Annotated in this window: 24 protein-coding genes, 5 tRNA genes and 1 pseudogene; 19 read left to right on the plus strand and 11 right to left on the minus strand. The window is 58.5% G+C overall.

Going from position 1 to position 26159, the window contains the following annotated elements; genetic code table 11:
• Positions 1-106: 106 nt before the first annotated feature.
• The 6 genes from ACA070_RS09930 (at position 107) to ACA070_RS09955 (ending at position 3976) form a co-directional block, all read left to right on the plus strand.
• The gene (locus tag ACA070_RS09930; protein ID WP_497450974.1) at positions 107-682 is read left to right on the plus strand and encodes a TetR/AcrR family transcriptional regulator; all 576 of its coding nucleotides are present in this window, start codon (positions 107-109) and stop codon (positions 680-682) included.
• Positions 683-1038: 356 nt separating this feature from the next.
• Positions 1039-1593: an OsmC family protein gene (locus tag ACA070_RS09935; RefSeq protein ID WP_497450975.1), complete on the plus strand. Its 555-nt coding sequence runs from the start codon at positions 1039-1041 to the stop codon at positions 1591-1593.
• Between the two features lie 98 nt (positions 1594-1691).
• Positions 1692-2465, plus strand: coding sequence for an SDR family NAD(P)-dependent oxidoreductase (locus ACA070_RS09940; protein ID WP_497450976.1), 774 nt, complete (start codon positions 1692-1694; stop codon positions 2463-2465).
• 22 nt (positions 2466-2487) lie between these two features.
• Positions 2488-2658 carry a hypothetical protein gene (locus ACA070_RS09945; protein ID WP_497450977.1) on the plus strand — a complete coding sequence of 57 codons (171 nt, stop codon included), beginning with the start codon at positions 2488-2490 and terminating at the stop codon, positions 2656-2658.
• A gap of 226 nt (positions 2659-2884) precedes the next feature.
• Positions 2885-3583: a DsbA family oxidoreductase gene (locus ACA070_RS09950; protein WP_497450978.1), complete on the plus strand. Its 699-nt coding sequence runs from the start codon at positions 2885-2887 to the stop codon at positions 3581-3583.
• Between the two features lie 63 nt (positions 3584-3646).
• The gene (locus ACA070_RS09955; protein WP_497450979.1) at positions 3647-3976 is read left to right on the plus strand and encodes a thioredoxin family protein; all 330 of its coding nucleotides are present in this window, start codon (positions 3647-3649) and stop codon (positions 3974-3976) included.
• A gap of 14 nt (positions 3977-3990) precedes the next feature.
• Here the strand turns inward: ACA070_RS09955 and ACA070_RS09960 are convergent.
• From ACA070_RS09960 to ACA070_RS09980, 5 genes and pseudogenes are all read right to left on the minus strand, one after another.
• Positions 3991-4236: pseudogene (locus ACA070_RS09960) on the minus strand (glutathione-regulated potassium-efflux system protein KefC); the annotation flags it as partial.
• Between the two features lie 178 nt (positions 4237-4414).
• A complete protein-coding gene (locus ACA070_RS09965; RefSeq protein ID WP_497450980.1) occupies positions 4415-4633 on the minus strand; it encodes a tautomerase family protein in 219 nt (72 codons plus the stop codon).
• Positions 4634-4681: 48 nt separating this feature from the next.
• A complete protein-coding gene (locus ACA070_RS09970; protein ID WP_497450981.1) occupies positions 4682-5788 on the minus strand; it encodes an alkene reductase in 1107 nt (368 codons plus the stop codon).
• A 44-nt stretch (positions 5789-5832) separates the two neighbouring features.
• A complete protein-coding gene (locus tag ACA070_RS09975; protein WP_014860758.1) occupies positions 5833-6165 on the minus strand; it encodes a carboxymuconolactone decarboxylase family protein in 333 nt (110 codons plus the stop codon).
• 531 nt (positions 6166-6696) lie between these two features.
• A tRNA-Asn gene (locus ACA070_RS09980) sits at positions 6697-6772 on the minus strand.
• Positions 6773-6999: 227 nt separating this feature from the next.
• On the opposite strand from ACA070_RS09980, the gene ACA070_RS09985 reads away from it, so the two are divergent.
• Positions 7000-7230 carry a hypothetical protein gene (locus ACA070_RS09985; protein ID WP_497450982.1) on the plus strand — a complete coding sequence of 77 codons (231 nt, stop codon included), beginning with the start codon at positions 7000-7002 and terminating at the stop codon, positions 7228-7230.
• Here the strand turns inward: ACA070_RS09985 and ACA070_RS09990 are convergent.
• Positions 7227-7427 (minus strand): hypothetical protein, encoded by a 201-nt coding sequence (locus ACA070_RS09990; RefSeq protein WP_497450983.1) that lies wholly within the window; start codon positions 7425-7427, stop codon positions 7227-7229. The genes ACA070_RS09985 and ACA070_RS09990 overlap by 4 nt on opposite strands.
• Positions 7428-7661: 234 nt before the next feature.
• Positions 7662-8858, minus strand: coding sequence for an amino acid aminotransferase (locus ACA070_RS09995; protein WP_497450984.1), 1197 nt, complete (start codon positions 8856-8858; stop codon positions 7662-7664).
• 351 nt (positions 8859-9209) lie between these two features.
• Between ACA070_RS09995 and uvrB the strand changes: the two genes are divergently transcribed.
• Complete coding sequence (gene uvrB / locus ACA070_RS10000) at positions 9210-11225, plus strand: excinuclease ABC subunit UvrB (protein ID WP_497450985.1); 2016 nt, start codon at positions 9210-9212, stop codon at positions 11223-11225.
• A gap of 130 nt (positions 11226-11355) precedes the next feature.
• Here the strand turns inward: uvrB and ACA070_RS10005 are convergent, their stop codons facing one another.
• Complete coding sequence (locus ACA070_RS10005) at positions 11356-12906, minus strand: MDR family MFS transporter (protein ID WP_497450986.1); 1551 nt, start codon at positions 12904-12906, stop codon at positions 11356-11358.
• Positions 12896-13945, minus strand: coding sequence for an HlyD family secretion protein (locus tag ACA070_RS10010; protein ID WP_497450987.1), 1050 nt, complete (start codon positions 13943-13945; stop codon positions 12896-12898). Before ACA070_RS10010 ends, ACA070_RS10005 begins: the two co-directional genes overlap by 11 nt.
• Positions 13946-14165: 220 nt before the next feature.
• On the opposite strand from ACA070_RS10010, the gene gltX reads away from it, so the two are divergent.
• From gltX to ACA070_RS10060, 10 genes are all read left to right on the plus strand, one after another.
• On the plus strand, positions 14166-15647 hold the full coding sequence (gene gltX, locus ACA070_RS10015; protein ID WP_461980755.1) for a glutamate--tRNA ligase: 1482 nt from the start codon (positions 14166-14168) through the stop codon (positions 15645-15647).
• A 190-nt stretch (positions 15648-15837) separates the two neighbouring features.
• Positions 15838-15913: transfer RNA gene (locus ACA070_RS10020), tRNA-Ala, on the plus strand.
• 79 nt (positions 15914-15992) lie between these two features.
• Positions 15993-16068, plus strand: a tRNA-Glu gene (locus ACA070_RS10025).
• Between the two features lie 53 nt (positions 16069-16121).
• Positions 16122-16197, plus strand: a tRNA-Ala gene (locus ACA070_RS10030).
• An 80-nt stretch (positions 16198-16277) separates the two neighbouring features.
• A tRNA-Glu gene (locus ACA070_RS10035) sits at positions 16278-16353 on the plus strand.
• A 183-nt stretch (positions 16354-16536) separates the two neighbouring features.
• Positions 16537-17076 (plus strand): TetR/AcrR family transcriptional regulator, encoded by a 540-nt coding sequence (locus ACA070_RS10040; protein WP_008028313.1) that lies wholly within the window; start codon positions 16537-16539, stop codon positions 17074-17076.
• 31 nt (positions 17077-17107) lie between these two features.
• Complete coding sequence (locus tag ACA070_RS10045; RefSeq protein WP_497450988.1) at positions 17108-17941, plus strand: alpha/beta fold hydrolase; 834 nt, start codon at positions 17108-17110, stop codon at positions 17939-17941.
• A 48-nt stretch (positions 17942-17989) separates the two neighbouring features.
• Positions 17990-18427 carry an acyl-CoA thioesterase gene (locus ACA070_RS10050; RefSeq protein ID WP_497450989.1) on the plus strand — a complete coding sequence of 146 codons (438 nt, stop codon included), beginning with the start codon at positions 17990-17992 and terminating at the stop codon, positions 18425-18427.
• Between the two features lie 172 nt (positions 18428-18599).
• Positions 18600-19559 carry a tRNA dihydrouridine synthase gene (locus ACA070_RS10055; RefSeq protein WP_497450990.1) on the plus strand — a complete coding sequence of 320 codons (960 nt, stop codon included), beginning with the start codon at positions 18600-18602 and terminating at the stop codon, positions 19557-19559.
• Between the two features lie 118 nt (positions 19560-19677).
• The gene (locus tag ACA070_RS10060; RefSeq protein WP_497450991.1) at positions 19678-20121 is read left to right on the plus strand and encodes an Hsp20 family protein; all 444 of its coding nucleotides are present in this window, start codon (positions 19678-19680) and stop codon (positions 20119-20121) included.
• A 232-nt stretch (positions 20122-20353) separates the two neighbouring features.
• On the opposite strand, the gene ACA070_RS10065 is transcribed toward ACA070_RS10060, so the two are convergent.
• Positions 20354-23632: a PAS domain S-box protein gene (locus ACA070_RS10065; RefSeq protein ID WP_497450992.1), complete on the minus strand. Its 3279-nt coding sequence runs from the start codon at positions 23630-23632 to the stop codon at positions 20354-20356.
• Between the two features lie 66 nt (positions 23633-23698).
• Positions 23699-24589, minus strand: a complete 891-nt coding sequence (locus tag ACA070_RS10070; protein ID WP_497450993.1) for a LysR family transcriptional regulator — start codon at positions 24587-24589, stop codon at positions 23699-23701.
• 148 nt (positions 24590-24737) lie between these two features.
• Between ACA070_RS10070 and leuC the strand changes: the two genes are divergently transcribed.
• Entirely contained in the window at positions 24738-26156 is a 1419-nt protein-coding gene (gene leuC, locus ACA070_RS10075; RefSeq protein WP_497450994.1) for a 3-isopropylmalate dehydratase large subunit, read from the plus strand.
• The last annotated feature ends 3 nt before the right edge of the window (positions 26157-26159 follow it).

Genomic DNA, 26159 nt, shown 5'->3' on the forward strand with positions numbered 1-26159 from the left:
TTATAGGCCGATTAAAGTGGGTGGTTCATAGGTACGCAACCTGAGCGCTGTCTTATGAAGAAGTACTAATTTATGATGCCGCATTGATAAATTTGGAAACGGCATCATGAGTACACGCTCCGACCTCCTGAGCAGCGCTGAGATTCTGTTGCGTACTAAGGGCTACGCAGCCTTCAGCTATGCCGATCTGGCGGAAGACATTGGTATCAAGAAGGCGAGTATTCACCACCACTTTCCCACCAAAGAAAGTCTGGCGATTGCCATCGTTGAGAGTTATCTGTTCCGGTTCAAGAATCAGCTGGAATGCATCAATGATGAAAATACCGGCATTATCGATCGGCTCAATGCCTTCGCCTTGATGTTCGTACAAAGCAGTAAAAACGCGATGCTTCCGCTCTGCGGCGCCTTGGCGGCGGAGTTGCTGGCTTTACCTGAAAGCCTAAAGGAAATGACGCGGGACTTTTTCGCAATCCATCTCAATTGGCTTCAGGCCAATATCGCACTGGGCCAAGCGGCAGGGGAACTTAAAGCTGAGCTGGACGGCGTGAAGGTTGCCAGGTTCATCTTGAATACGTTGGAAGGTGGCAGCTTTGTATCTTGGGCGCTGAGCGACAATTACGAACAGTCTTCGGGATTTGATTTCATTTTAGATGGACTTCGGGTTACCGAAACGCCTCACTGAGGTTCGATCAGCTTTTTTCTGCGCCATAAAACGACCGATTCTGCTCTTGCTGGCTCGGTCCGTTTGCCCGCCTCGTAAGTGGTTTCAGCCGCTTAGCTCACACTCTCTGAATTCTTTTTGCACGCACTCAATCTGACGAGCGTACGTCTAGTCTCGCATTTGGGTTGCGGCTACCTACCCATGTCTACACTCCGTGTGTGACTCACAGTTATCCCTATTCAGGAAAACTCTGTCTAAGTTATTTTTTTGGCGATTAGTTATAAGAAGAATAGCCTATTGATAGCCAGCCTACTAGTTGGTAGGCTTGTTTCTCTTTCGGGCCAAATGCCCGGTCCATTCCGAAGAGGAACGAACACATGAGCAACAACCTGAATGGTATCGATGTCGCCGCACTGCAGCAGTTTGCCCAAGGCGTTGCTGAGGATGCGACCAAGCGCCACGCGAGCTTCAACGTCAAGACTCAGTGGAAAGGCCAGACTCGCTCTGTGGCCACAGTCAATCGCTACGGTCTGGCCGGTGAAACCTACTCGCGGGATTTCGAAATCGTCGCCGATGAGCCTAATGAATTGCTGGGCCAAAACACTGCGCCTAACCCTCAAGAGCTGCTGATGGCTGCTCTCAACGCCTGCATGTCGGTCGGTTATGCCGCCAATGCCGCGATGATGGGGATCAAAATTCACAGCCTGGAAATCGAGACTGACGGAACCCTCGACCTGCGTGGCTTCCTGGGAATCGACGAAAGCGTCAACCCGGGCTACGACGAAGTGAGTGTAGTGATTCGCCTGCATACCGACGCCTCCCGTGAGCGTGTTGAAGAGTTGCACAACGTGGTGCTCAAAACCTCGGTCAACTACGCCAACTTCTCGAAGGCCATCCGCATGGTGCCAACCCTCGAAGTGCGTGAGGGCTGATCCGCTCGTTTCAAAGACATTCGAACCTTGCGTGCACCAGCAGGCAGTCAGCCGCCTTGGTGCCGATCCTAATTAGTTCTGGATAACCGGAGTCTGCAATGAACGATTTTTTCAAAGGTAAAAAACTGCTAGTTGTCGGTGGCACTAGTGGCATGGGCCTGGAAACGGCCCGCATGGTGCTCAAGGCAGGCGGCAGCGTAGTGCTCACCGGCAGCAAGCAAGACAAGGCCGATGCGGTGCGTAACGAGCTGAGCCCGCTGGGCCCTGTGTCGGTGATCGTCGCCAACCTGATGACTGAAGAGGGCATGAATTTCGTTCGTATGGAAATCAATGCCAACCATCGCGATATCAGCCTGATGGTGAACTCCGCCGGGATCTTTATTCCCAAGCCGTTCACCGAGCACGATGAGGCCGAGTATGACATGTACCTGTCGCTCAACCGCGCGACGTTCTTCATCACCCAGGCCGTAGTCAAGAACATGCTGGCCGCCAAGCTTGAAGGGGCAATTGTCAACGTCGGCTCCATCGGTGCACAGGCCGCATTGGCAGGTTCGCCGGCCTCTGCCTACTCCATGGCAAAGGCAGGTTTGCATGCGCTGACACGCAACCTGGCAATTGAGTTGGCTCACTCGGGTATCCGGGTCAACGCTGTCTCGCCAGGGATCGTTCACACCTCGATCTATGAAGGGTTCATGGACAAAGAGGCGATCCCGGAAGCGATGAAGTCGCTGAACGATTTCCACCCGTTGGGACGAGTCGGCGTTCCCGAAGACGTCGCCAATACCATCCTGTTCCTGCTGTCGGACAAGACGTCCTGGGTGACCGGCGCAATCTGGGACGTGGATGCTGGAATTATGGCTGTTCGGGCCTGACCACAGGGGCGAGTGCGGTCTGATGAAGAGCTCCCATCACTTCCCGACCAAGGAAAGTCTGGGCGCGGAGCTGATCAAGGACTACATCAAACGCTTCGATGCGACCCTCAGTTCGATCCTTGTGTGGCGCCCTGACGGCAGAAATGGCGGCACTGCCGCTAGCGCTGCAAGGGCTAACTCGGGTGTTCTTTGAGAGCCAGCTCGATTGGCTTCAGGCCACCCTCAATGACGGGGGCCGGCAGCGCAACTGGTCGCTGGACAAGCCCGTTGAGACCTACGCGTTCATGCTGCTGAGCTGCCTGGAGGGCGCGAGCCTTCGATTGGACATTGGGCCGATCAACCGACCCGCTGGCAGGCTTCGATCATTTGCTTGAAACGCTGGTAACGCGGTCTTGATTTCTTTGAGTACAGGACGAGTCATGCAAACTTCTTCGAAAAAATATGCAGTGGATATCTGGTCTGATTTTGTTTGCCCTTGGTGCTGGGTAGCCAAGCGTCGATTCGAGCAGGCGCTCGATAAATTTGCTGAAAAGGACAATGTGCAAGTCAACGTCAGGGCCTATCGCCTGGCGGCGAATCACGCGCCAGAGCCTATGATCGCTGCCCTTAAACGCAAGCTCGGCAATCCGGATTCCGCTGTCGCGATGATGAACACCGTCAGTAAATATGGCCGGGCCGATGGGCTTGATTACCGCTTTGACAGCATGCTATTTGGCGATACCGCAGATGCTCATGTACTGGTCAAGGCGGTTGCGGACGAAGCCGTTAAAAAACGCTTGGTCGAGGCGCTGTATGAGCAAAGCACCTCCCGTGGTCAGTCTCTGTTTGATCGCGGCAGCCTGGAGGCCATAGCCAAGGCCGCAGGCGTTTCGGGCGCGTTAATCCAACGGGCGTGGTCATCCGTTGAGTTGCGCGTAGAGATGGAGGAGGACGAACATATCGCCGCGCAATTAGGGTCGGGTGTGCCTTTGTTTGTATTCGATAATGCCTTCTCATTGTCCGGTGCTCAGCCTCAGGCTGCTTTTCTTGAAGCGCTGAACAAGATGCAGGAGAAGTCGAAAGTCGAATATGACGCATTCAGCGGTCAAGTCTGCGGTATAGATGGCTGCAAAATTTGATCAGCAGAAACGGTGCGGCACCGGGTTGTGCCGCCCTTCATCCGTATTGAGAGCGAGATACAAATGAGCCGTATCGTTGAGTTGAGTGCTCCGCATTTCGCCCGCTTTGTGGCCAAAGGCAGCAGCGTCGTGCTTTTTTCAGCGTCCTGGTGCAAGCCTTGTCAGGAGGTGAAACCGGTCTTTCATGCCTTGGAAGAAAAGCTTCACTCTCTGGCGGCTTTTGCAAAGATTGATGTGGCGGTGTCTCCGACGATTGCGCAAATGTACGGTATCCGGGCGGTGCCATCCTTGGCGGTGTTCCATGAGGGGCGGCTGCTGCGGGTCATGCCCGGATCCCGTTCAGTTGGAGCCATGAAAAAAGCCATTCTTGCGGAGTTGGAAGAGGCGATTTAACCGAACCTCCTCCATCAGCGGTCAGGCTGATCAGCCTGGCGTTCTTTTTCATCCCTCGGTTGTGGATCTGCCCCGGACCCGTTATCGATGGGATAAGCGCGGTCTTCGTTGAAGATTTCCGTTAACAGCGCGTTGGCCCGTTTGTAGGCGTCATATTTGAACTCGGTATCATCCACCGGCTGCGCGGCCATTTCTTCCAGCATCTCCAGGTTCAGGTGACGGAATCGATCCGCTCGTTCTCGGGCTTCGTAACGACCAATGCTGGAACATCAACCCGGTTAACCCTGGATTTGTCGGGTAAGGGTGAGCATAAATGATCAGAATCATTGGGAGCATTCCACGATAAATCGCGTGTTCAATCACAACAAAAAACTCCCTGGTCGTTGGACATGAGAATGGCCCACCGACCAGGGAGTCATTTTTTTGGGGGAACCCCTTTTATTTACTTGCTTGCAGTTTCAATACGTCCTGCGCAGTCACGGGTTTGCCAGCGATTCCCCAATCTCCGCTTTTGACCTCTTCGAAGATGACCCAGGTGAGGGCGCGCATGTTTTCACCTTCCACAGACACCATGGCGTCCGTCACTTTCTGGATGACTTCGGCTTTCTGCTTGTCGGTAAAAACGCCTTCAATGCCTTTGATGGTAACGAGAGGCATGGTGTGCTCCTTGAGGTCTGAAGTGGACAGTGATGAAACAGCGAATAATCAGGCTTTGGCTGCAACGTATTCCGGGTAGTCGGTGTAACCCTTGGCAATGCGATCGCTGACACCGTAGTAAGTCGCGCGATCACCCTCTGCCAATGGCCAGCCGTTCTGCATGCGCTCTACCAGGTCGGGGTTGGCGATGTAGGCCGTACCGAAGGCGATCAAGTCGAGTTCACCTTTGGCCAGTTCCGACTCAGCGAGGGGTTGGGTGAACCCACCGGCAGCCATCAAGGTGCCTTTGTAGGCTTCACGGAACGCAGCGCTGAAACCAGGCGGCGTTTGCGCGGCGACAATGGTCGGTTGGTAGTTCAGGTGGACGTAGGCCAGTTCGCGCTCATTGAGCGCTGCCGCCATGCTCATCCAGGTTTCTGCTTCACCTTCGTACACGCCAAAGTCATACAGGCGGCCAAACGGCGAGAACCGTACGCCAATCTTTGAACCGCCGATTTCGGCAGAAATCGCGTCAATGGTTTCCAGCAGAAAGCGCTGGCGATTGGCGATCGAGCCACCGTACTGATCGGTCCGGGTGTTCAAGGCGCTGCTGAGGAACTGATCAAACAGAAAGCCGTTGGCGGCCATGATTTCGATGCCGTCAAAACCAGCCTCCATCGCCATGCGCGCCGACTTCACAAAGTCAGCGATGACCCGTTTCACTTCATCCGTTTCCAACGCACGGGGCACGCTAGGTTGCACAGGGCCGGGCTCGCCAGGCTCGATCCAGGCATACACCGTGGTATCGACCGCCGGCTGAGTGCCCGAAGAAACCGGAACCAGGCCATGCACCGAAACATGGGACATTCGGCCAACGTGCCACAACTGCGCGAAGATTTTCCCGCCTTTGGCATGCACCGTTTCAGTGACCTGACGCCAGCCTGGCAAGTGTTCCTCGGCATAAATACCTGGGGTGTACAGGTAGCCACGGGCCTCGTCGGAAATCGGCAGGCCTTCGGTGATCAGCAGACCCGCAGAAGCACGCTGTGCGTAATACAGCGCGGTGAACTCGTTAGGGATGTTGTCTAGGGTCCGGGTGCGGGTCATGGGGGCCATAACGACCCTGTTTTTTAGTGCAATACCGGACAGATCGTAAGGGGTGAGCAGCTTATTCATGATTAGTCTCGAAGTCGTTAACAGGTTGAAAGTCAGCGTTTGATTTACGACTTATCGAATGCGTCCAGCACATGTGTGCTGTACACCAACGCGGCACCGGCGTTCATGTTGATTGCCACGCCCAGTGCTTCGGCGACTTCTTCACTGGTGACGCCAAGTTTCTTGGCTTCGGCGGCGTGGAAGGCGATGCAACCGTCGCAGCGGGTGGTCACAGCCACGGCGAGGGAGATCAGTTCCCGGGTCTTCGCGTCCAGGTGATTGGTTTTGCCGCCGGCAGCGCCGAGCGCCGCCATGCCTTTCATTGTTTCCGGAGACAGGCCGTTTAGTTCTACCAAGCGAGTGTTGATGTCTTTGCGGGTTTGCTTCCAATCTTGCATGGGATTCTCATAGGGATGGTGGTGATTACAGTTTTTCAAACTTGATAATAAGCTACCATCCAGTTGGTAGGCATTCAATGTGCTCCTACTGATTTTCACTATCAACGCAATCGAAGGTATTGATAATTTGGTCCTGAACAATAGGGAAATCGCTTCATGGGGATGACGATTACTGGGCTGTTGATTGTCAGCACCGCTTGCTGTCAGGCATCGTCGAGACAGGAGCGCCCGTCTCTTTCCGGGAGAAAGAGACGGGCGCAGGTTGGCGCAATGAAATAGCCGAGCGGATAGGTTGCTGCAGAGCACCTAGGAAGGGATATGAGTTGCCGCAGTGGGCACTCTGGTAGAAGTAGGCATCCATCACATCGCTGTGACCGTGCGAGCCGCCGGACGCTAATCGCACTTTGGGAAAACCACCACGGTGTGGTGTACCCACCGGAATCCGACGGAGCGCCAAAACGAAAAAACCCGCCAGAAGGCGGGTTTTTCGGGTGATTCAGAGATTTTGGAAGCCTTCTCTGGAACCTTGTATGGCTCCACGACCTGGACTCGAACCAGGGACCCAGTGATTAACAGTCACTTGCTCTACCAACTGAGCTATCGCGGAATGGCGTGTATGTTACTGATTCAAAAAGAGAAGTCAAGCATCTGTTAACAACTTGATGGATTCATGGAGACGGACGGTGGTTTATCGGCCGTGGGCGGTTACCAGAATCGCCTCAGAGGTCTACCATGGCCGCCCGGAAGTGGTTACACGCGCTGCCGGCCATTCGCCGAAAAGGTACGTGCCATGAATCACCCAATCCTCACCCCTCAAGACAACGGGGTGTTCGCATGAGCATCGCTCAGATCAGCCTGCCCAAAGGTGTCGGCCCGCACGCCGAGAAGCTGTTCGACGCAATCACTCAGGCCAGCACCGCTGACGATTTGAATCGCGCGGGCGGCAAGGCTGAAGGTTTCGTCCTCGGTCTGGAAAGCGCCAAAGCGATCAAGAGTCAGGTCGCCGAATCGCTCTACGTCGTCTATGACGACGCCGTCACTCAGCGTGCCAGCGAACTGGCTTAACCGCCGAACGTGACCGTGGCGAGCATCAGTTTGGCGTACAGCATCGTGGCGGCCAGTTGCACCAGCCACAAGGCCAGGCCGCCGAGGAATACGCCGGCAGCCACTTGCAGCACCAGGTTGTTGCCGCGTTTGGCCGGGGTGCGAGGGACGAAATCGTCCAGTTCGTCACGGTCGGCGCGTAGGTCATCGTTTTTCATGTGGGCTCTCAAGAATTCTCGGGTGTACACAAAACCTGTGGGAGTGAGCCTGCTCGCGATGGCTGCGGCAAAGCTTGTATCTAAGTGACAGAAAGACCGCCATCGCGAGCAGGCTCACTCCCACATTTGATATGTGTGCAGTCTAGAGCCCTCGGTCAACGCTTTGAAAATTATCTGACACAAATAAAAAACGGGAAGCCCAAAGGCTTCCCGTTTTTCGTATCACGCAACGACTCAGATCACCGCAACGATGGCCTTGGTCACCGCATCGATGTTGCTCTGGTTCAACGCCGCCACGCAGATGCGGCCGGTGTCCAGGGCGTAGATGCCGAACTCGGTGCGCAGGCGGGTGACTTGCTCAACGGTCAGGCCGGAGTAGGAGAACATGCCGCGTTGACGACCGACGAAGCTGAAATCGCGCTGAGGTGCGTTTTTCGCCAACAGGTCGACCATCTGGGTGCGCATGCCGCGAATCCGCAGGCGCATTTCTGCCAGTTCTTCTTCCCACTGGGCGCGCAGTTCCGGGCTGTTCAGCACAGCAGCGACGATGCTTGCACCGTGGGTCGGCGGGTTGGAGTAGTTGGTGCGAATCACGCGTTTGACTTGCGACAGCACGCGCGCGCTTTCTTCTTTCGATTCGCTGACGATCGACAGGGCGCCAACGCGCTCGCCGTACAACGAGAAGGATTTGGAGAACGAGCTGGAGACAAAGAACGTCAGGCCCGACTCAGCGAACAGGCGTACGGCAGCGGCGTCTTCGTCGATGCCATCGCCAAAGCCCTGGTAGGCCATGTCGAGGAACGGTACGTGACCTTTGGCTTTCACCACGTCCAGGACGTTTTTCCAGTCCGCCGGGCTCAGGTCCACGCCGGTCGGGTTGTGGCAGCAGGCGTGCAGCACAACGATCGAGCCGGACGGCAGAGCGTTCAGGTCTTCCAGCAGGCCGGTACGGTTAACGTCGTGGGTCGCGGCGTCGTAGTAGCGGTAGTTCTGCACCGGGAAACCGGCGGTTTCGAACAGGGCGCGGTGGTTTTCCCAGCTTGGGTCGCTGATCGCCACGATGGCGTTCGGCAGCAGTTGCTTGAGGAAGTCGGCGCCGATTTTCAGTGCGCCAGTACCGCCAACGGCCTGGGTGGTGATGACGCGGCCAGCGGCGATCAGTGGCGAGTCATTGCCGAACAGCAGTTTCTGCACAGCCTGGTCGTAGGCGGCAATGCCGTCGATCGGCAAGTAGCCACGGGACGCGTGTTGAGCGACGCGAATCGTCTCGGCTTCGACAACGGCGCGCAGGAGTGGAATTCGCCCCTCCTCGTTGCAGTAAACACCGACCCCCAGATTGACCTTGGTGGTACGTGGATCGGCGTTGAATGCTTCGTTGAGGCCCAGGATTGGATCGCGTGGTGCCATTTCGACAGCGGAGAACAGGCTCATTTTTGCGGCGGCTCTGAATGGAGTGTGGAGGGACGTGTCGCGCTCCAGCCGAATGCACTAGAGCGGTGCACAAACGGGGAGCTAGTATAGAGGCCATCTGCGATTGATGGCGACAGACGATTCGGCTTTTAGGTTAAGTTTTTTCGATTATTTTTCGACCGTTAGTCGAATGTCGGCATCAAAGACTTCAAGGGATGTAGGACGTTTGCCTTGAAAGCGCGGGCAATCGGCACCACATTGAGCACAATCCAGTTTTTTCCTCGGGCGACGTGAGTCGTTTGCGGCCTTTCTCGTTGCTGCCGGTTTGACCGCGCTGGCGCGATACCCTGCTTCGAGAATCGAGAGGTATGCATGTCTGAATTCCAGCTAGTCACCCGCTTCCAGCCCGCCGGCGATCAGCCGGAAGCCATCCGCCTGATGGTCGAGGGCATCGAAGCCGGCCTGGCGCACCAGACGTTGCTCGGTGTGACCGGCTCGGGCAAGACCTTCAGCATCGCCAACGTGATCGCCCAGGTTCAGCGTCCAACCCTGGTACTGGCGCCGAACAAGACCCTGGCCGCGCAGTTGTACGGTGAGTTCAAGGCGTTCTTCCCGAACAACGCCGTCGAGTATTTCGTTTCCTACTACGACTACTACCAGCCCGAAGCTTATGTGCCGTCGTCGGACACCTTCATCGAGAAAGACGCCTCGATCAACGACCACATCGAGCAGATGCGGCTGTCCGCGACCAAAGCGCTGCTGGAACGCAAAGACGCGATCATCGTCACCACGGTGTCGTGCATCTACGGTCTGGGCAGTCCGGAAACCTATTTGAAGATGGTTCTGCACGTGGATCGCGGCGACAAGCTCGATCAGCGCGCGTTGCTGCGCCGTCTGGCAGACCTGCAATACACCCGCAACGACATGGATTTTGCCCGGGCGACCTTCCGGGTGCGCGGCGATGTGATCGATATCCACCCGGCGGAATCCGATTTTGAAGCAATCCGCATCGAACTCTTCGACGATGAAGTCGAGAAGATTTCCGCCTTCGATCCGTTGACTGGCGAAGTGACCCGTCAGTTGCCGCGCTTCACCTTCTATCCGAAAAGCCACTACGTGACGCCACGGGAAACCCTGCTCGGCGCCGTCGAAGGAATCAAGGTCGAGCTTCAGGAGCGCCTGGATTACCTGCGTTCCAACAATAAACTCGTTGAAGCCCAGCGCCTGGAGCAGCGCACCCGTTTCGATCTGGAAATGATCCTCGAACTGGGATATTGCAACGGCATCGAAAACTATTCGCGCTACCTGTCGGGCCGTGAATCCGGCCAGGCGCCGCCAACGTTGTTTGACTACCTGCCGGCCGACGCCTTGTTGGTGATCGACGAATCCCACGTCAGCGTGCCACAGGTCGGCGCCATGTATAAGGGCGACCGGTCCCGTAAAGAGACGCTGGTGGAATACGGCTTCCGCCTGCCGTCAGCGCTGGATAACCGGCCGATGCGTTTCGACGAATTCGAAGGCATCAGCCCGCAGACGATTTTCGTCTCGGCAACCCCGGGCAATTACGAGGCGGAACACGCCGGTCGCGTGGTCGAGCAACTGGTACGCCCGACTGGCCTGGTGGACCCACAGATCGAAATCCGCCCGGCGCTGACTCAAGTCGACGATTTGCTGTCGGAAATTGGCAAGCGCGTGGCGCTGGAAGAGCGGGTGCTGGTCACGACCCTGACCAAACGCATGTCCGAAGACTTGACCGATTACCTGGCCGACCACGGCGTGCGCGTGCGTTACCTGCACTCGGACATCGACACGGTCGAGCGGGTCGAAATCATCCGCGATTTGCGTCTGGGCACCTTCGATGTGTTGGTGGGGATCAACCTGCTGCGTGAGGGCCTGGACATGCCGGAAGTCTCGCTGGTGGCGATTCTCGATGCGGACAAGGAAGGTTTCCTGCGTTCCGAGCGTTCGCTGATCCAGACCATTGGCCGTGCGGCGCGCAACCTCAATGGCCGGGCGATTCTCTACGCGGATCGCATCACCGGTTCCATGGAGCGGGCGATTGGCGAAACCGAGCGTCGTCGCGACAAGCAGATTGCGTTCAACCTGGCCAACGGCATTACGCCAAAAGGGGTGTTCAAGGACGTCGCCGATATCATGGAAGGCGCCACCGTGCCGGGTTCGCGCAGCAAGAAGCGCAAAGGCATGGCCAAGGCCGCCGAGGAAAGCGCCAAGTACGAAGCCGAACTGCGTTCGCCGGGAGAAGTCGCCAAGCGTATCAAGGCGCTGGAAGAGAAGATGTACCAGCTCGCCCGCGACCTGGAATTCGAAGCGGCGGCGCAGATGCGTGACGAAATTACCAAGTTGCGGGAGCGGTTGATTACTGTCTGAGATTTGAGGTGCCTGTCAGGCCGCCATCGCGAGCAAGCTCGCTCCCACATTGGATCGCGTCCGCTTGGACAACTCGGTCAACTGTGGAGCTTGCTCGCGATAGCGGTCTTCTGGGCACAGTAGATCTCAATTAATGCGCTTCTCCAGCCTTCAACCCCGCCGGCAACGCCTTGGTCAACAACACCGCCAGCATACTGATCCCCAGCGCAATCCCGACAAAGTGAAACGCATCGTTATAAGCCATGATCGATGCCTGCTGATGCGCAATCTCGCTCAGCTTGCCCAGCGCCGCCGTCTCACTGCCGAACCGGTCCGTCATTGACGCCATCCGCTCCGCCACCTGCGGATTGCTCGGCACAATCGATTCACGCAAATAATCAAAGTACGTCTTGGTTCGTGCATCCAGCAAGGTCGCGAGGAGGGCGATGCCGATCGCGCCGCCGAGGTTGCGCAGGATGTTGAACAGGCTCGACGCCGACCCCGCGTCCTGCGGCAGGATGTAAGCGGTGGCGATCAACGAAATGGTCACCATGATTAGTGGCTGACCCAGTGCGCGGATGATCTGGATCTGATTGAACTGGGGCCCCGCAAAGTCAGGGTTCAGCACCCCCGAAGAAAAACTCGCCAACCCGAACAGTCCGAAGCCCAGCGTGCACAGCCATTTCGGCGACACGTATTTCATCAATTTCGGCACCAGCGGAATCAGAAACAGCTGCGGCACCCCCATCCACATGATCACTTCGCCGATCTGCAGGGCGTTGTAGTTCTGGATCTGCGCCAGGTACAGCGGCAACAGGAAGATCGAGCCGTACAAGCCGACCCCCATCCCGAGGCTGGAAATACTCGATAAACCGAAGTTGCGATTACCCAGGATGCCGAGGTTGATCAGCGGATTGGGCTTGGAAAACTGCACGATTACAAAGGTGATCAGGCTGACCAGCGCGATGCTGCCCAGGGTCACGATCAGGTTCGATTCCAGCCAGTCCTTGCGATGGCCTTCCTCCAGAAACACCTGCAAACAACCGAGGCCGACACCGAGCGTGAGAATGCCCATGTAGTCGGTGCTTTTGAGCAACTCCCAGTGGGCTTCTTTCTTCTCCAGGCCGTACATCAGGCCGGCGATCATGATCAGCCCCGGCGGAATGTTGATGTAGAAGATGTATTCCCAGCCCCAGTTTTCCGTCAGCCAGCCGCCCAGGGTTGGGCCGATGGACGGTGCGAACGTCGCGGTCATGGCAAACATCGCCATGCCTTTGGCGCGGTGGTGTTCCGGGAGTTTGATCAGGGTGAGGGTGAACGCCAGCGGGATCAGCGCGCCGCCGGTGAAGCCCTGTAGTGCCCGGAAGATGATCATGCTCTCCAGGCTCCAGGCCATGGAGCAGAGCAGGGAGGCGGCGAGAAATCCGAGCGAGACCCACACCGCCAGGCGTCGCGCCGACAGCAGCTGCACCAGCCACGCGGTCAGCGGGATCATGATGATTTCCGCGACCAGGTAGGAGGTGGAAATCCACGAGCCTTCTTCTAGCGTCGCCGAGAGCGCGCCTTGAATGTCCTTCAAAGAGGAGTTGGTGATCTGGATATCCAGCACAGCCATGAAGGCGCCGAGCATCACGCTCATCACCGCAATCCAGTCCCGCCGGGTCGGTTCGCCGACCGGGCGGATCAGCGAATCACCGGCCATCGTCAGGGGCGTCTTTGATGTTCACTTTGGCGGTGACCGACATGCCCGGGCGAATCTTGCCGTGCAGCGGGTTGTCCGCGGCGAAGGTCAGTTTTACCGGAATCCGTTGTACGACTTTGGTGAAGTTGCCCGTGGCATTGTCCGGCGGCAACAGGCTGAACTGCGCGCCCGAGGCGGCGAACAGGCTGTCGACCCGCGCGTCGATCGGCGTGTCGCTGTAGGCGTCGAAGGTCAGCTTGGCTTTCTGGCCGGGCTGCATGTGGCCGATCTGGGTTTCCTTGAAGTTGGCCTGAATCCAGATGTCCTGGTCCGGGACGATCGACATCAGATAAGCGCCGGCCTGCACGTATTGGCCTTCGCGAGCCGCGCGCTGGCCGATCAAACCACTGATCGGCGCATGGATCTCGCTGCGGGTCAGGTTCAGTTCGGCCTGGGCGAGGTCGGTCTTGGCATTGGCGATCATGGCGTCGAGGCGCTTGATCTCGGCGCTCAGGGAATTGACTTGCTGGCGCTGACTTTGGGCGTCGGCCTGGGCCTTGGTCACTTGCGAGCGGGCGATGTGGTTGTCGGCGGAGAGGGTGGTCACCCGTTCTTCGGAGACGTAGCCGGGTTTGCGCAGGGTTTGCGCGCGGGACAAGTCGATTTGCGAACGCCCAAGACTTGCCTGGCTGGAGGCGACTTGCGCCTCGCTGGCGGCAATCAGGCTGGCTTGCTGGGTCAGTTTGCTCTGGGCTTGCAGGCGTTCAGCCTGGCGGGTGGCGAGGGTGGCGTTAGCGCGGTCGACGGCGAGGTGGAAGTCATCGCCTTCAAGCTTGATCAGCAACTGGCCTTTCTCGACGTGCTGGTTGTCCTGCACCAGCACCTGATCGATGCGCGCGCCCAATTGGCTCGAGACACGGGTGATCTCGCCCTGGACATAGGCGTTGTCGGTGCTTTCATAAAACCGTCCCTTGAAAAACCATTGGGCAAAAAAGCCTCCGGCGATCAACAGGACGATCAACAGGAAAATAAACAGGCGACGCTTGAGTTGGGCAGGCATGGGGCAGGCTGTAGTCGAGAAATTGTAAGGAAAGTTATCAGCAGGTGAATCTGGCATACAGTCCGTAGTGGGTAAATGCCATCGGCTGATAATCCGTCATTCATCGCGGCTTAGGCCCGTTGTAGACGCAACCTTGGCTTAAATGCCCTGCTGACTGGAGCCGGGCGGCTGTCGCCTGTTACCATTCGCCCTTTGTTTTATCTTCATTTCGAGACTTGCCATGACCACCGTCCGCACGCGCATCGCGCCATCGCCTACCGGGGACCCCCACGTAGGTACCGCTTACATCGCTTTGTTCAACTACTGCTTTGCCAAGCAGCACGGCGGTGAGTTCATCCTGCGGATCGAAGACACCGACCAATTGCGCTCGACCCGCGAGTCCGAACAGCAGATTTTCGACGCCTTGCGCTGGTTGGGTATCGACTGGAGCGAAGGCCCGGACGTTGGCGGCCCGCACGGTCCGTATCGTCAAAGCGAGCGCGGCGACATCTATCAGAAATACTGCCAGCAACTGGTCGAAATGGGCCATGCCTTCCCGTGCTTCTGCACCGCCGAAGAACTGGACCAGATGCGCGCCGAGCAAATGGCCCGTGGCGAAACCCCGCGTTACGACGGCCGTGCGCTGTTGCTCTCTGCGGAAGAAGTCGCGCGCCGCCTCGCCGCTGGCGAACCGCACGTGATCCGCATGAAAGTGCCGAGCGAAGGCGTTTGCGTGGTGCCGGACATGCTGCGTGGCGACGTCGAGATCCCGTGGGATCGCATGGACATGCAAGTGCTGATGAAGACCGACGGCCTGCCGACGTACTTCCTGGCCAACGTGGTCGACGACCACCTGATGGGCATCACCCACGTGCTGCGCGGCGAAGAGTGGCTGCCATCGGCGCCGAAACTGATCCTGCTTTATGAATACTTCGGCTGGGAACAACCGGAGTTGTGCTACATGCCGCTGTTGCGTAACCCGGACAAGAGCAAGCTGTCCAAGCGCAAGAACCCGACCTCGGTGACGTTCTACGAGCGCATGGGCTTCATGCCGGAAGCGATGCTCAACTACCTCGGCCGCATGGGCTGGTCGATGCCGGACGAGCGCGAGAAGTTCTCGCTGCAGGAAATGGTCGACCACTTCGACCTGAGCCGTGTGTCCCTCGGCGGGCCGATTTTCGACATTGAGAAACTGTCGTGGCTCAACGGCCAATGGCTGCGTGATCTACCGGTGGAAGAGTTCGCCTCGCGCCTGCAAACCTGGGCACTCAACCCTGAATACATGATGAAGATCGCGCCGCACGTGCAGGGCCGCGTCGAAACCTTCAGCCAGGTTGCACCGCTGGCCGGTTTCTTCTTCGCCGGTGGCGTGAACCCGGATGCCAAGCTGTTCGAATCGAAGAAGCTGTCGGGCGATCAGGTGCGGCAGCTGATGCAACTTATTCTGTGGAAGCTGGAAAGCCTGCGTCAGTGGGAGAAAGACAGCATTACCGCGACGATTCAAGCGGTGGTCGAATCGCTGGAACTGAAGCTGCGTGACGCCATGCCGCTGATGTTCGCCGCGATCACGGGCCAGGCCAGTTCGGTATCGGTGCTTGATGCGATGGAAATCCTCGGCCCGGACCTGACCCGTTTCCGTCTGCGCCAGGCCATCGACCTGCTGGGCGGCGTGTCGAAGAAGGAAAACAAGGAGTGGGAAAAACTGTTGGGCAACATCGCCTGAGGACGTTTGACCCTGTAGGAACTGCCGGAGGTTGCGATCATTTGATCGTGATCTTCGGTGCCACCCCCGTTTTTTCGGGGGGGAGGGCGGTAAGTGATTGTTATGTCGGCAAAAAACTTTGAAATATTTTAAAAATAAGTTTGACAGCCTTCCGATGCGCCATTAAGATTCGCCCCGTCCTCAGCGATGAGGGGCTATAGCTCAGCTGGGAGAGCGCTTGCATGGCATGCAAGAGGTCGACGGTTCGATCCCGTCTAGCTCCACCAATTTACACTTCAGGGTCTGGCCACACCGGCCTTGAAGCGATCAACACTCAGCGTTGATCTGTTGTATAGAAGGGTTTGCGTCCCCTTCGTCTAGTGGCCTAGGACACCGCCCTTTCACGGCGGTAACAGGGGTTCGAGTCCCCTAGGGGACGCCAGTTTTACAGAAGCGATGTTGCAAGATGTCGCTCCGCCGCGAGGCGAAAAATCCGGGGCTATAGCTCAGCTGGGAGAGCGCTTGCATGGCATGCAAGAGGTCAACGGTTCGATCCCGTTTAGCTCCACCAATTTTACAGTTCAAGGTCTGGCCACACCGGCCTTGAATCGATCAGCTCTCAGCACTGATCAGTTGTATAGAAGGTTTTGCGTCCCCTTCGTCTAGTGGCCTAGGACACCGCCCTTTCACGGCGGTAACAGGGGTTCGAGTCCCCTAGGGGACGCCACGATTACCCGCTCTGCGGGATTTTATAAGGGTCATTCAATTATTGAATGGCCCTTTTGTTTGTCTGGCGTTTGGCCAAATCCCCCTTTTCTTTCAAACTGTTCTTCAGACCAGCGGTCACATCCACGACTTGCGGAAAATTATTATGAGAATAATATTCTAGTCGTAATATTCGGAGGCAACGATGAACGATAAAAAAGCTCAAACCCGCGAACGCATTCTCAAGGCCGCCAGCGCAGCGCTGATTCAGCGTGGCCCGGCCGAACCGAGCGTGGGCGAAGTGATGGGTGCAGCCGGCCTGACGGTTGGCGGCTTCTATGCACACTTCGAAAGCAAGGACGCAATGATGCTGGAAGCGTTCAAGCAACTGCTCGGTCACCGCCGTGGCTTGATCGCCGACATGGACGCCGAGTTGACCGGCGAAGAGCGTCGCGCGTTGGTGGCTGCGTTTTATCTGTCGCGCAAACACCGTGATTCCTCTGAGTCAGCGTGCCCGATCCCGGCGTCTGTCGGTGAACTGGGTCGTCTGCCGGACGCGTTTCGCGTGGCGTTGAATGAGCATGTGGAAATGATGGTCGCGCAGTTGGCGGCCAGCCCGGAAGACACCGACAAAGCCTTGGCCGACATGGCCTTGATGGTCGGTGGTCTGGCCCTGGCACGGGCACTGGGGCCAGGAGAGTTGTCCGATCGATTGCTGCGCGCCGCCAAGTCGGCGGTGCTATGACCTGAAGGCATTGGCCTGAGGAGTGAGAGCGATGAGCACGTTGAAGTGGGTTCGTGGCGTTAATGGCACCTTGGGCTGGTTCGCACCGAAACTGGTCGCGAGCAAAATGCGACTGGCGTTCATGACGCCGCGGGACCTGCCGCCGCGTGATTGGGAATTGCCGCTGCTGGCAAAATCCGAACGAATCACCTTGCGCTTCGGCCTCTCGGCGCTGCGCTGGGGGCAAGGTCCGGCCGTGTTGCTGATGCACGGGTGGGAAGGCCGGCCGACGCAGTTTGCGAGTCTCATCACGGCGCTGGTCGATGCCGGCTATACGGTCGTTGCGCTGGACGGTCCGGCACATGGTCGATCGCCGGGTAGCGAAGCGAATGTCGTGCTGTTTGCCAGGGCCATGCTCGAAGCGGCCGCCGAGTTGCCGCCCCTGCAAGCGGTCATCGGTCACTCCATGGGAGGCGCGAGTGCGATGCTTGCCGTGCAGCTGGGCTTGCGCACCGAAACACTGGTCACCATCGCCGCACCGGCGCGGATTCTCGGCGTGTTGCGTGGTTTTGCCCGTTATGTACGACTGCCACCAAAAGCACGTTCGGCGTTCATCCGTCAGGTCGAGAAAGACGTCGGCATGCGCGCGGCGACGCTGGATGTCGCGCACTATCAGCTCGATATGCCCGGGCTGATCGTTCACGCCGAAGATGACTGCTATGTCCCCGTCAAGGAATCCCAGTTGATCAACGAGGCCTGGTTCGACAGTCGGCTGTTACGCCTGGAGGAGGGCGGTCATCAACGTGTGCTGGCGGATCCTCGGGTAATTGATGGCGTGTTATCACTGCTGTCCGGTCGCAGTCTGCATTCGCGCCAATCGGCCTGAGCATCCGTTACACTGCCCCGGTCGACATCATCTGACCGGGAGTGGGGCATGGGCTGGGATCGGGCAACGCCATTTATCATTGATCTGGAGGTCGGCGCCGAGGACATCGACGGGCTGGGGCACGCGAACAACGCGGTGTACGTAACCTGGCTCGAACGCTGTGCCTGGCGCCACTCGCAGCGGCTGGGCCTGGACCTGGTCGAATACCGTCGGCTGGATCGGGCAATGGCGGTGGTGCGGCATGAGATCGATTACCTGGCCGCCGCCTATGAAGGCGACGGGTTGCAGTTGGCAACCTGGATTGTCGATTGGGATCAGCGCCTGAAAATGACCCGACACTTCCAGTTGAAGCGCCCCAGCGACAACACCACGTTGCTGCGTGCGCAAACCACCTTCGTTTGCATCGAACTGTCGACGGGCAAGCCTAAGCGCATGCCCGCCGAGTTCATCGAAGGCTATGGCCAGGCGTTGCAAGTTCCAAGCTGACGCCATCCCGTGGCGAGGGAGCTTGCTCCCGTTAGAGTGCGCAGCACTCTCCAGCGCGAGGGACCGCTTCGCGCTCCAGCGGGAGCAAGCTCCCTCGCCACAGAGGCGGATGCAAGTCTTTCGGCAGAGAATCCAGTAAACTGCCGCACGTTTTTCGTTGAGTGTGTTTTTCATGCAAATTGCTTTGGCGCCCATGGAGGGGTTGGTCGACAACATCCTGCGGGACGTGCTGACCCGTGTGGGCGGTATCGATTGGTGCGTGACCGAGTTCATTCGGATCAACGATCAACTGCTCACGCCTGCCTATTACCACAAGTTCGGCCCGGAATTGTTGACCGGCGCCCGCACAGCGTCCGGCGTGCCGCTGCGGGTGCAATTACTCGGTTCCGATCCGGTGTGCCTGGCAGAAAACGCCGCGCTGGCCTGCGAATTGGGGTCCGAGGTCATCGACCTGAACTTCGGCTGCCCCGCCAAGACCGTCAACAAGTCCCGTGGCGGCGCCGTCCTGCTTAAAGAACCTGAACTGCTCAACGAAATCGTTGAACACGTGCGCCGCGCGGTGCCCGCGCACATTCCGGTCACGGCAAAAATGCGTCTGGGCTTCGACAGCCCGGACGGTTCGCTGGTCTGCGCAACCGCGCTGGCCGAAGGCGGCGCGGCGCACATCGTGGTTCACGCGCGGACTAAAACCGACGGTTACAAGCCGCCCGCTCATTGGGAATGGATCCCCCGGGTGCAGGAAGTGGTCAAGGTCCCGGTGTTCGCCAATGGCGACATCTGGAGCGTTGAAGACTGGCGCCGTTGCCGCGAAATCAGCGGCGTGGAAGACATCATGCTCGGTCGTGGCCTGGTTTCGCGCCCGGACCTGGCCCGGCAAATCGCAGCGGCGCGGGCCGGTGGAGAAGTGGTCGAGATGACGTGGGCGGAGTTGCTGCCGCTTATTCAGGACTTCTGGCTGCAAGCCAAGGCGCAGATGACTGCACGCCAATCGCCGGGTCGTTTGAAGCAATGGCTGGCGATGTTGACCCGCAATTACCCTGAGGCGGTCGAGCTGTTCACCGTCCTGCGTCGTGAAACTGAACTGGATCAGGTCTCGCGTTTGCTGGGTCTTCAGGTGGCTGAAGCAGCCTAAAAAATTTTCAAATATTCTCTTGAAAAGCAATCAGCGATCCCTATCTAGGGATTACGCGATGCCGAATTCGGGTCGCGGAGACATAAACCTTGCTGATTGTTTTCAGGAGATTTGAACCATGACTACTGCATTTTCCCTGGCTCCACTGTTCCGTTCCTCGGTAGGCTTCGACCGTTTCAACGATCTGTTCGAAACCGCCCTGCGCAACGAGCCAGGCAGCACCTACCCACCCTACAACGTTGAAAAACGCGGTGATGACCAATACCGCATCGTCGTAGCCGCGGCCGGTTTCCAGGAAGAAGATCTGGACCTGCAAGTGGAGAAGGGTGTGCTGACCATCAGTGGTGGTAAACGTGACGCGACTGAAGGCGTGACCTTCTTGCACCAAGGCATCGCCCAGCGTGCGTTCAAACTGTCGTTCCGCCTGGCCGATCACATCGAGATCAAGGCCGCTGACCTGCGCAACGGTCTGCTGAGTATCGACCTGCTGCGCATCGTGCCGGAAGAGGCGAAAGCCAAACGCATCCCGATCAACGGTACGCAAAAACCAGTCCTGCAATAACAAATCAGAGCAACAAGAAGGGCGCCATTTGGCGCCCTTTTTTTGTCAGCACTCTCCAACCTTTTGCACACTTTGTAGCAGCTGCCGAGCAGCGCGAGGCTGCGTTCGGCTGCGAAGCAGTCGTGAAATCAGGCGATGCGGTGTTTCAGGAAAATTGTGTGCTCAGGTTTGACGACTGCTTCGCAGCCGAACGCAGCCTCGTGTTGCTCGGCAGCTGCTACAGGAAAGCGGGTTATTTCAAGAGCTTCTGAAACTCCTCAACCGGCAACGGCCGGCTATGCAGATACCCCTGATAAAAATGGCAGCCCAACCCCTGCAAAAACTCCAGCTGCTCCGGCGTTTCCACCCCTTCGGCGATCACTTTCAGTTCCAGGCTGCGGGCCATGGCCACGATGGCGCGGATGATTTCGGCGTCGTTCGGGTCGGTAGTGGCGTCGCGGATGAATGACTGGTCGATTTTCAGCGTGTCGACGGGCAGGCGCTTGAGGTAGGTCAGCGAGGAGTAGCCGGTGCCGAAGTCGTCCATCGCAAAACTCACGCCGAGTTTTTTCAGGCTGCGCATTTTGTTGATGGTGTCTTCCAGGTTCTGGATGACGATGCCTTCGGTGATTTCCAGTTTCAGCAGGGAGCAGGGCAGGCCGTGGCTACTGAGGCTGTGTTCGATGCGTTCGACGAAATCGTTTTGACGAAATTGCCTCGGACTGATGTTGACGCACAGGCTGAAGCTGAGCGGGTTGATCAAGCCTTTTGTGATCAGTTTTTTGAAGGCCGCGCAGGCCTCATCGATGATCCAGGTGCCGACTTCCAGAATCAGTCCGCTGTCCTCCAGCACCTTGATGAACTCGTTGGGCGATTGCGGGCCGAGTTCCGGGTGGTCCCAGCGCACCAGCGCCTCGGCGCCGACAATGCGGTTGCCCCGGGCGTCGACCTGGGGTTGGTAATGCACATGAAACTCGCCCCGGGAAAGGGCCAGGCGCAGGTCGGTTTCCATGCGCAGGCGCTCGCTGGCAGCCTTCTGCATGGTGTTGTGGTACATCTGCGCGGTGTTGCGACCCGAGTCCTTGGCGCGGTAAAGCGCAATGTCGGCACGTTTGAGCAGGTCGGTCGGCGTCGAGCCGTGGTCGGGAATCAGCGCGATGCCGATGCTCGGCGTGACTTGCAGGCGCTGGCCGTCGAGGAACATCGGCTCCGACAGCAGCTCGCGCAACGTATCTGCCAGGTCCCGGACCTGAGCGCTGACTTCGTTGCGCGAGCCTTCAAGACCGCTGAGTAACACCACAAACTCGTCGCCACCCAGGCGCGCCACGGTGTCTTCCATGCGCACGCTGGCTTCAAGGCGAGCGGTGATGATTTTCAGCACCGTGTCGCCGACCGGATGACCGAGGGAGTCGTTGATGTGTTTGAAGTGATCGAGGTCGAGGAACAGCAACGCGCCGCGCAGATTGTGGCGTTTGAGCAGGGCGATCTGCTGACTCAGGCGATCCATCAGCAGCGCGCGGTTAGGCAGGTTGGTCAGCGGGTCGTGGTAGGCCAGGTGGCGGATCTGCGCCTCGGCATTTTTCAGCAGGCTGACGTCCCGGGCGGTCAGCAACAGGCACGCGGTCTCGTTGAGGGTGATCGGCTCCACCGAGACTTCGACGGTCAGCAACTCGCCGCGTTTATTGCGGCCGAGCATTTCCTGGTGATGCACACGGCCCTTGATCTGCAGTTCGGCCAGGAGCGCCGAGCGCTGTTTCTCTTCAGCCCAGATGCCGACCTGATACACCGTGCGGCCGACCACTTCATCGGCGCGGTAACCGGTCAGGCGGCAGAAACCATCGTTGACCTCAAGGTAGCGCCCGGTATCGCGCTCGGTGATGGTGATCGCGTCGGGGCTCGAGTGGAACGCCTTGGCAAACTTCTCTTCGCTGGCCTTCAGTGCCGCTTCGGAACGTTGCTGCTGGGTGATGTCGCGCAGGGTGGTGACGATGCACGGCTGTTCGCCGACGCTGATCTGCCGGCTGGAAATCACGCAGGTCAAAGACTTCCCATCTTTGTGCTGGGCGACGATCGCTACATTGTTCAGGCCCTGTTCGCGGATGACTTGCTCGATCCGTTGCAGGCTTTTCGACGAAGCGTCCCACAGGCCGATCTCGTCGGCGCTGCGACCAATCACCTCGTCGGCGCTCCAGCCAAATGTTTGGGTGAAGCTGGAGTTGATCTCGATGAACTGGCCGGTGTCCTGGCGTGTGACGCAGATCGGGTCCGGGCTGACCTGGAACAGCGTGGCGAATTTCTCTTCCGAGGCCACCAGTCGCTGCTCCCGTTCGACCTGATCGGTGATGTCCAGCAACGTGCCGGCCATACGCAGCGGCGCGCCGTTTTCATCGCGGTAGAGGCGGGCGCGGCTTTCCAGGTAGCGTGAACTGCCGTCCGGAAGCTGCACCCGGTAGGTCAGTTGATAATTGCCGGCCGGCCCTTCGCGCAGGCTGCGGTAAGCATCGCGCATGGAACCGCGCTCTTCGTCGGGCACACCTTCGAAAAACGCGTCGAAGGACTCATGAAAGGGTATGGCCTCCAGCCCGTGCAACTGCGCAGCCCGCGCCGATCCGTAAAGCATGCCGCTGGGAATGTGCCAGTCCCAGGTGCCGAGTTGCGCCGAATCCAGCGCCAGGTCGAGGCGTTCCTGGCTGTCCTTCAGCGCGTGTTCGGCGGCTTTGCGTTCGGTGGTGTCGAGGAAAGTGCTCAGCAGGTATGGCTGGCCTTCGAGCTCGACTTTCTGTGCGCTGAGGATGCCGTCGTGGATCTGGCCGTTGCTGGCGCGAAACTGCACCTCCATGCTGATCAGATCGCCCTTGGCTTTGGTGGCCTTGACCAGTTGCGCGCGTTGCTCCGGATGCACCCAGAGGCCCAGTTCGACGGTGGTTCGGCCAATCGCGTCCTGCACCGGCCAACCGAACAGGCTTTCGAAATACTGGTTGGCTTCGGTAATCAGGCCGTCTTCCTGGCGGGTCAGCAACACCATGTTCGGGCACAGGTGAAACAGCGTGGCAAAGCGTTTTTCCGAGCTGCTCAGCGCCTGTTCCCGCTGGCGCTGGTGGGTGATTTCGCGGATGACCCCAATCATCCGTGGCCGACCATGCTTGTCCGGCAGCAGGCTGCCGTTGATCTCCAGCCAGTGCAGGCTGCCGTCGGGCCAGCGGATGCGGTGGTGCATTGCGTGTTCCAGCGGGGCGCCGGCAATCACGGCATGAAAGGCTCGGATGGTTTTGGCCCGATCCTCCGGGGGCAGCAAGTCGAGGTATTCCAGATCGGCCGGCAACGGTTGCCGGGGATCGAAGCCGAACAACGCCTGAGTACCCCGCGACCAGCTGATCTGCCCGCGCTCGATGTCCCAATACCAGGCGCCCAGACGCGCGCCATTGAGGGCGGCCAGCAACTGCGGTGCGCTTTCCCAGCTCTGCTCGGACCGTTTCGGGTCAAGCGCCTGAATACGTGGCATCGGCGGAATACGGTCAACAGATTTCGGCATTGGCAAGCCTTGGGCTGATTTGGGCGTTAGGCACAGGAATTCGCGGCTCTATGGTGGTAGCACAGGTTAGCCTTGAGTCCCTGGCAGATCGATTTGTGCATCCAGCAGGGCCATGAAGGCCCGTGCCGCATTCGACAGCGTCCGTTCGGTGTGCAGGATATAGCCTAGCTGGCGAGTGAGTTGTATGCCCGGTAAAGGTATTCGTGCAACTTGATCATCGAGCATGGTGCGCGGCAACACGCTCCAGGCCAGGCCGATCGACACCATCATCTTGATGGTTTCCAGGTAATTGGTGCTCATGGCGATGTTCGGCGTCAGGCCTTGGGCTTCGAACAACCGATGGACGATGTGGTGAGTAAAGGTGTTGCCGCCAGGGAACACGGCCGGGTGCAGGGCGATGTCCGCGAGGTTGACCGCACCGTTGCTGACCAGCGAATGCTCCGGTGCGACCACGAAATCCAGCGGGTCGTCCCACACCGGTGTGGCCTTGACCAGTGCGTGGGGCTCCGGCGCCAGGGTAATGACGGCCAGTTCGGCGCGACCATGGAGGATTTCTTCGTAGGCCACTTCCGAATCGAGGAACTGAATATCCAGCGCCACTTGTGGGTAGCGTCGGGTGAACTCCCTCAATAAGGGCGGCAAACGGTGCAAGCCAATGTGGTGACTGGTGGCCAGCGTCAGGCGACCGGTCACTTCGCCGGTCAGGTTGGTCAGGGCGCGGCGGGTGTCGTCCAGCACATTGAGAATCTGATAAGCCCGCGGCAACAGGGCGCGACCGGCCTCGGTCAGGCTGACTTCACGGCCCAGGCGATCAAACAGCCGCACCTTCAATTGCTGCTCCAGTCCGGCGATGCGCTTGCTGATCGCCGGTTGCGTCAGGTGGAGGCGTTCTCCCGCGCCAGAGAAGCTTCCGGTCTCGGCAATCGCGATAAAGGCATTGAGGTTGGCAAGGTCCATTGCGGTATTCCAGTTGGTTATCCAAAGCATAAAAAATATGAATTTGAGTTATTTAATGTAACCCCCTAGGATCGACCTCACAAGCCAAAGGGTTATTGAAATCGTCAAAGCCCGGGGCATAGAAACAAGCTGATGAGGAAAACGTCTGATGGCCGGCAAAACGCTCTACGACAAGCTCTGGGATTCGCACTTGGTCAAACAGCGCGACGATGGCTCTGCGCTGATTTACATCGATCGTCACATCATCCACGAAGTGACGTCGCCGCAAGCCTTTGAAGGCCTGCGTCTTGCCGGGCGCAAGCCTTGGCGCATCGATGCCAACATCGCGACCCCGGACCACAACGTACCGACGACCCCGGAGCGCAAGGGCGGCATCGAAGCCATTGCCGACCAGGTCTCGCGTTTGCAGGTTCAGACCCTCGACGACAACTGCGATGAATACGGCATCGTCGAGTTCAAGATGAACGACGTGCGCCAAGGCATCGTCCACGTCATTGGCCCGGAGCAGGGCGCAACCTTGCCGGGCATGACCGTGGTCTGCGGCGACTCCCACACCTCGACCCACGGCGCGTTTGGCGCTCTGGCTCACGGTATCGGCACGTCCGAGGTCGAGCACGTGCTCGCCACTCAGTGCCTGGTCGCCAAAAAGATGAAGAATATGTTGGTTTCGGTCGAAGGCAAATTGCCGTTCGGCGTGACGGCCAAGGACATCGTCCTGGCCATAATCGGCAAGATCGGCACCGCCGGCGGTAACGGTCATGCCATTGAGTTCGCCGGTAGCGCGATTCGTGATCTGTCGGTCGAAGGCCGCATGACCATCTGCAACATGTCCATCGAGGCCGGTGCTCGTGTAGGTCTGGTGGCCGCTGACGAAAAAACCGTGGCCTACGTGAAGGGCCGTCCATTCGCCCCGAAAGGCGCGGAATGGGACTTGGCCGTCGAAGCCTGGAAAGACCTGGTGACCGATAAAGACGCCAAGTTCGACACCATCGTCGAGCTCGACGCGACTCAGATCAAACCACAAGTCAGCTGGGGCACTTCGCCTGAAATGGTTCTGGCCGTTGATCAGAACGTGCCGGACCCTGCGAAGGAGATGGACCTGGTCAAGCGTGGCTCCATCGAACGCGCCTTGAAGTACATGGGGTTGACCGCCAATCAGGCGATCACCGATATCCAGTTGGACCGCGTATTTATCGGTTCCTGCACCAACTCGCGAATCGAAGATTTGCGCGCTGCCGCCGTGATCGCCAAGGGTCGCAAAGTCGCTTCGACCATCAAGCAGGCCATCGTGGTGCCGGGCTCGGGTCTGGTGAAGGCGCAGGCCGAATCGGAAGGCCTGGACAAGATTTTCCTCGAAGCCGGTTTTGAATGGCGCGAGCCGGGTTGCTCGATGTGCCTGGCGATGAACCCGGACCGCTTGGAGTCGGGCGAGCATTGCGCGTCGACCTCCAACCGCAACTTCGAAGGCCGTCAGGGGGCCGGTGGCCGTACCCACCTCGTGAGCCCGGCCATGGCCGCCGCCGCCGCTGTGAACGGTCGCTTCGTCGACGTCCGTGAATTGATCTAAAGG

The organism is Pseudomonas sp. LBUM1678, from assembly GCF_059695575.1.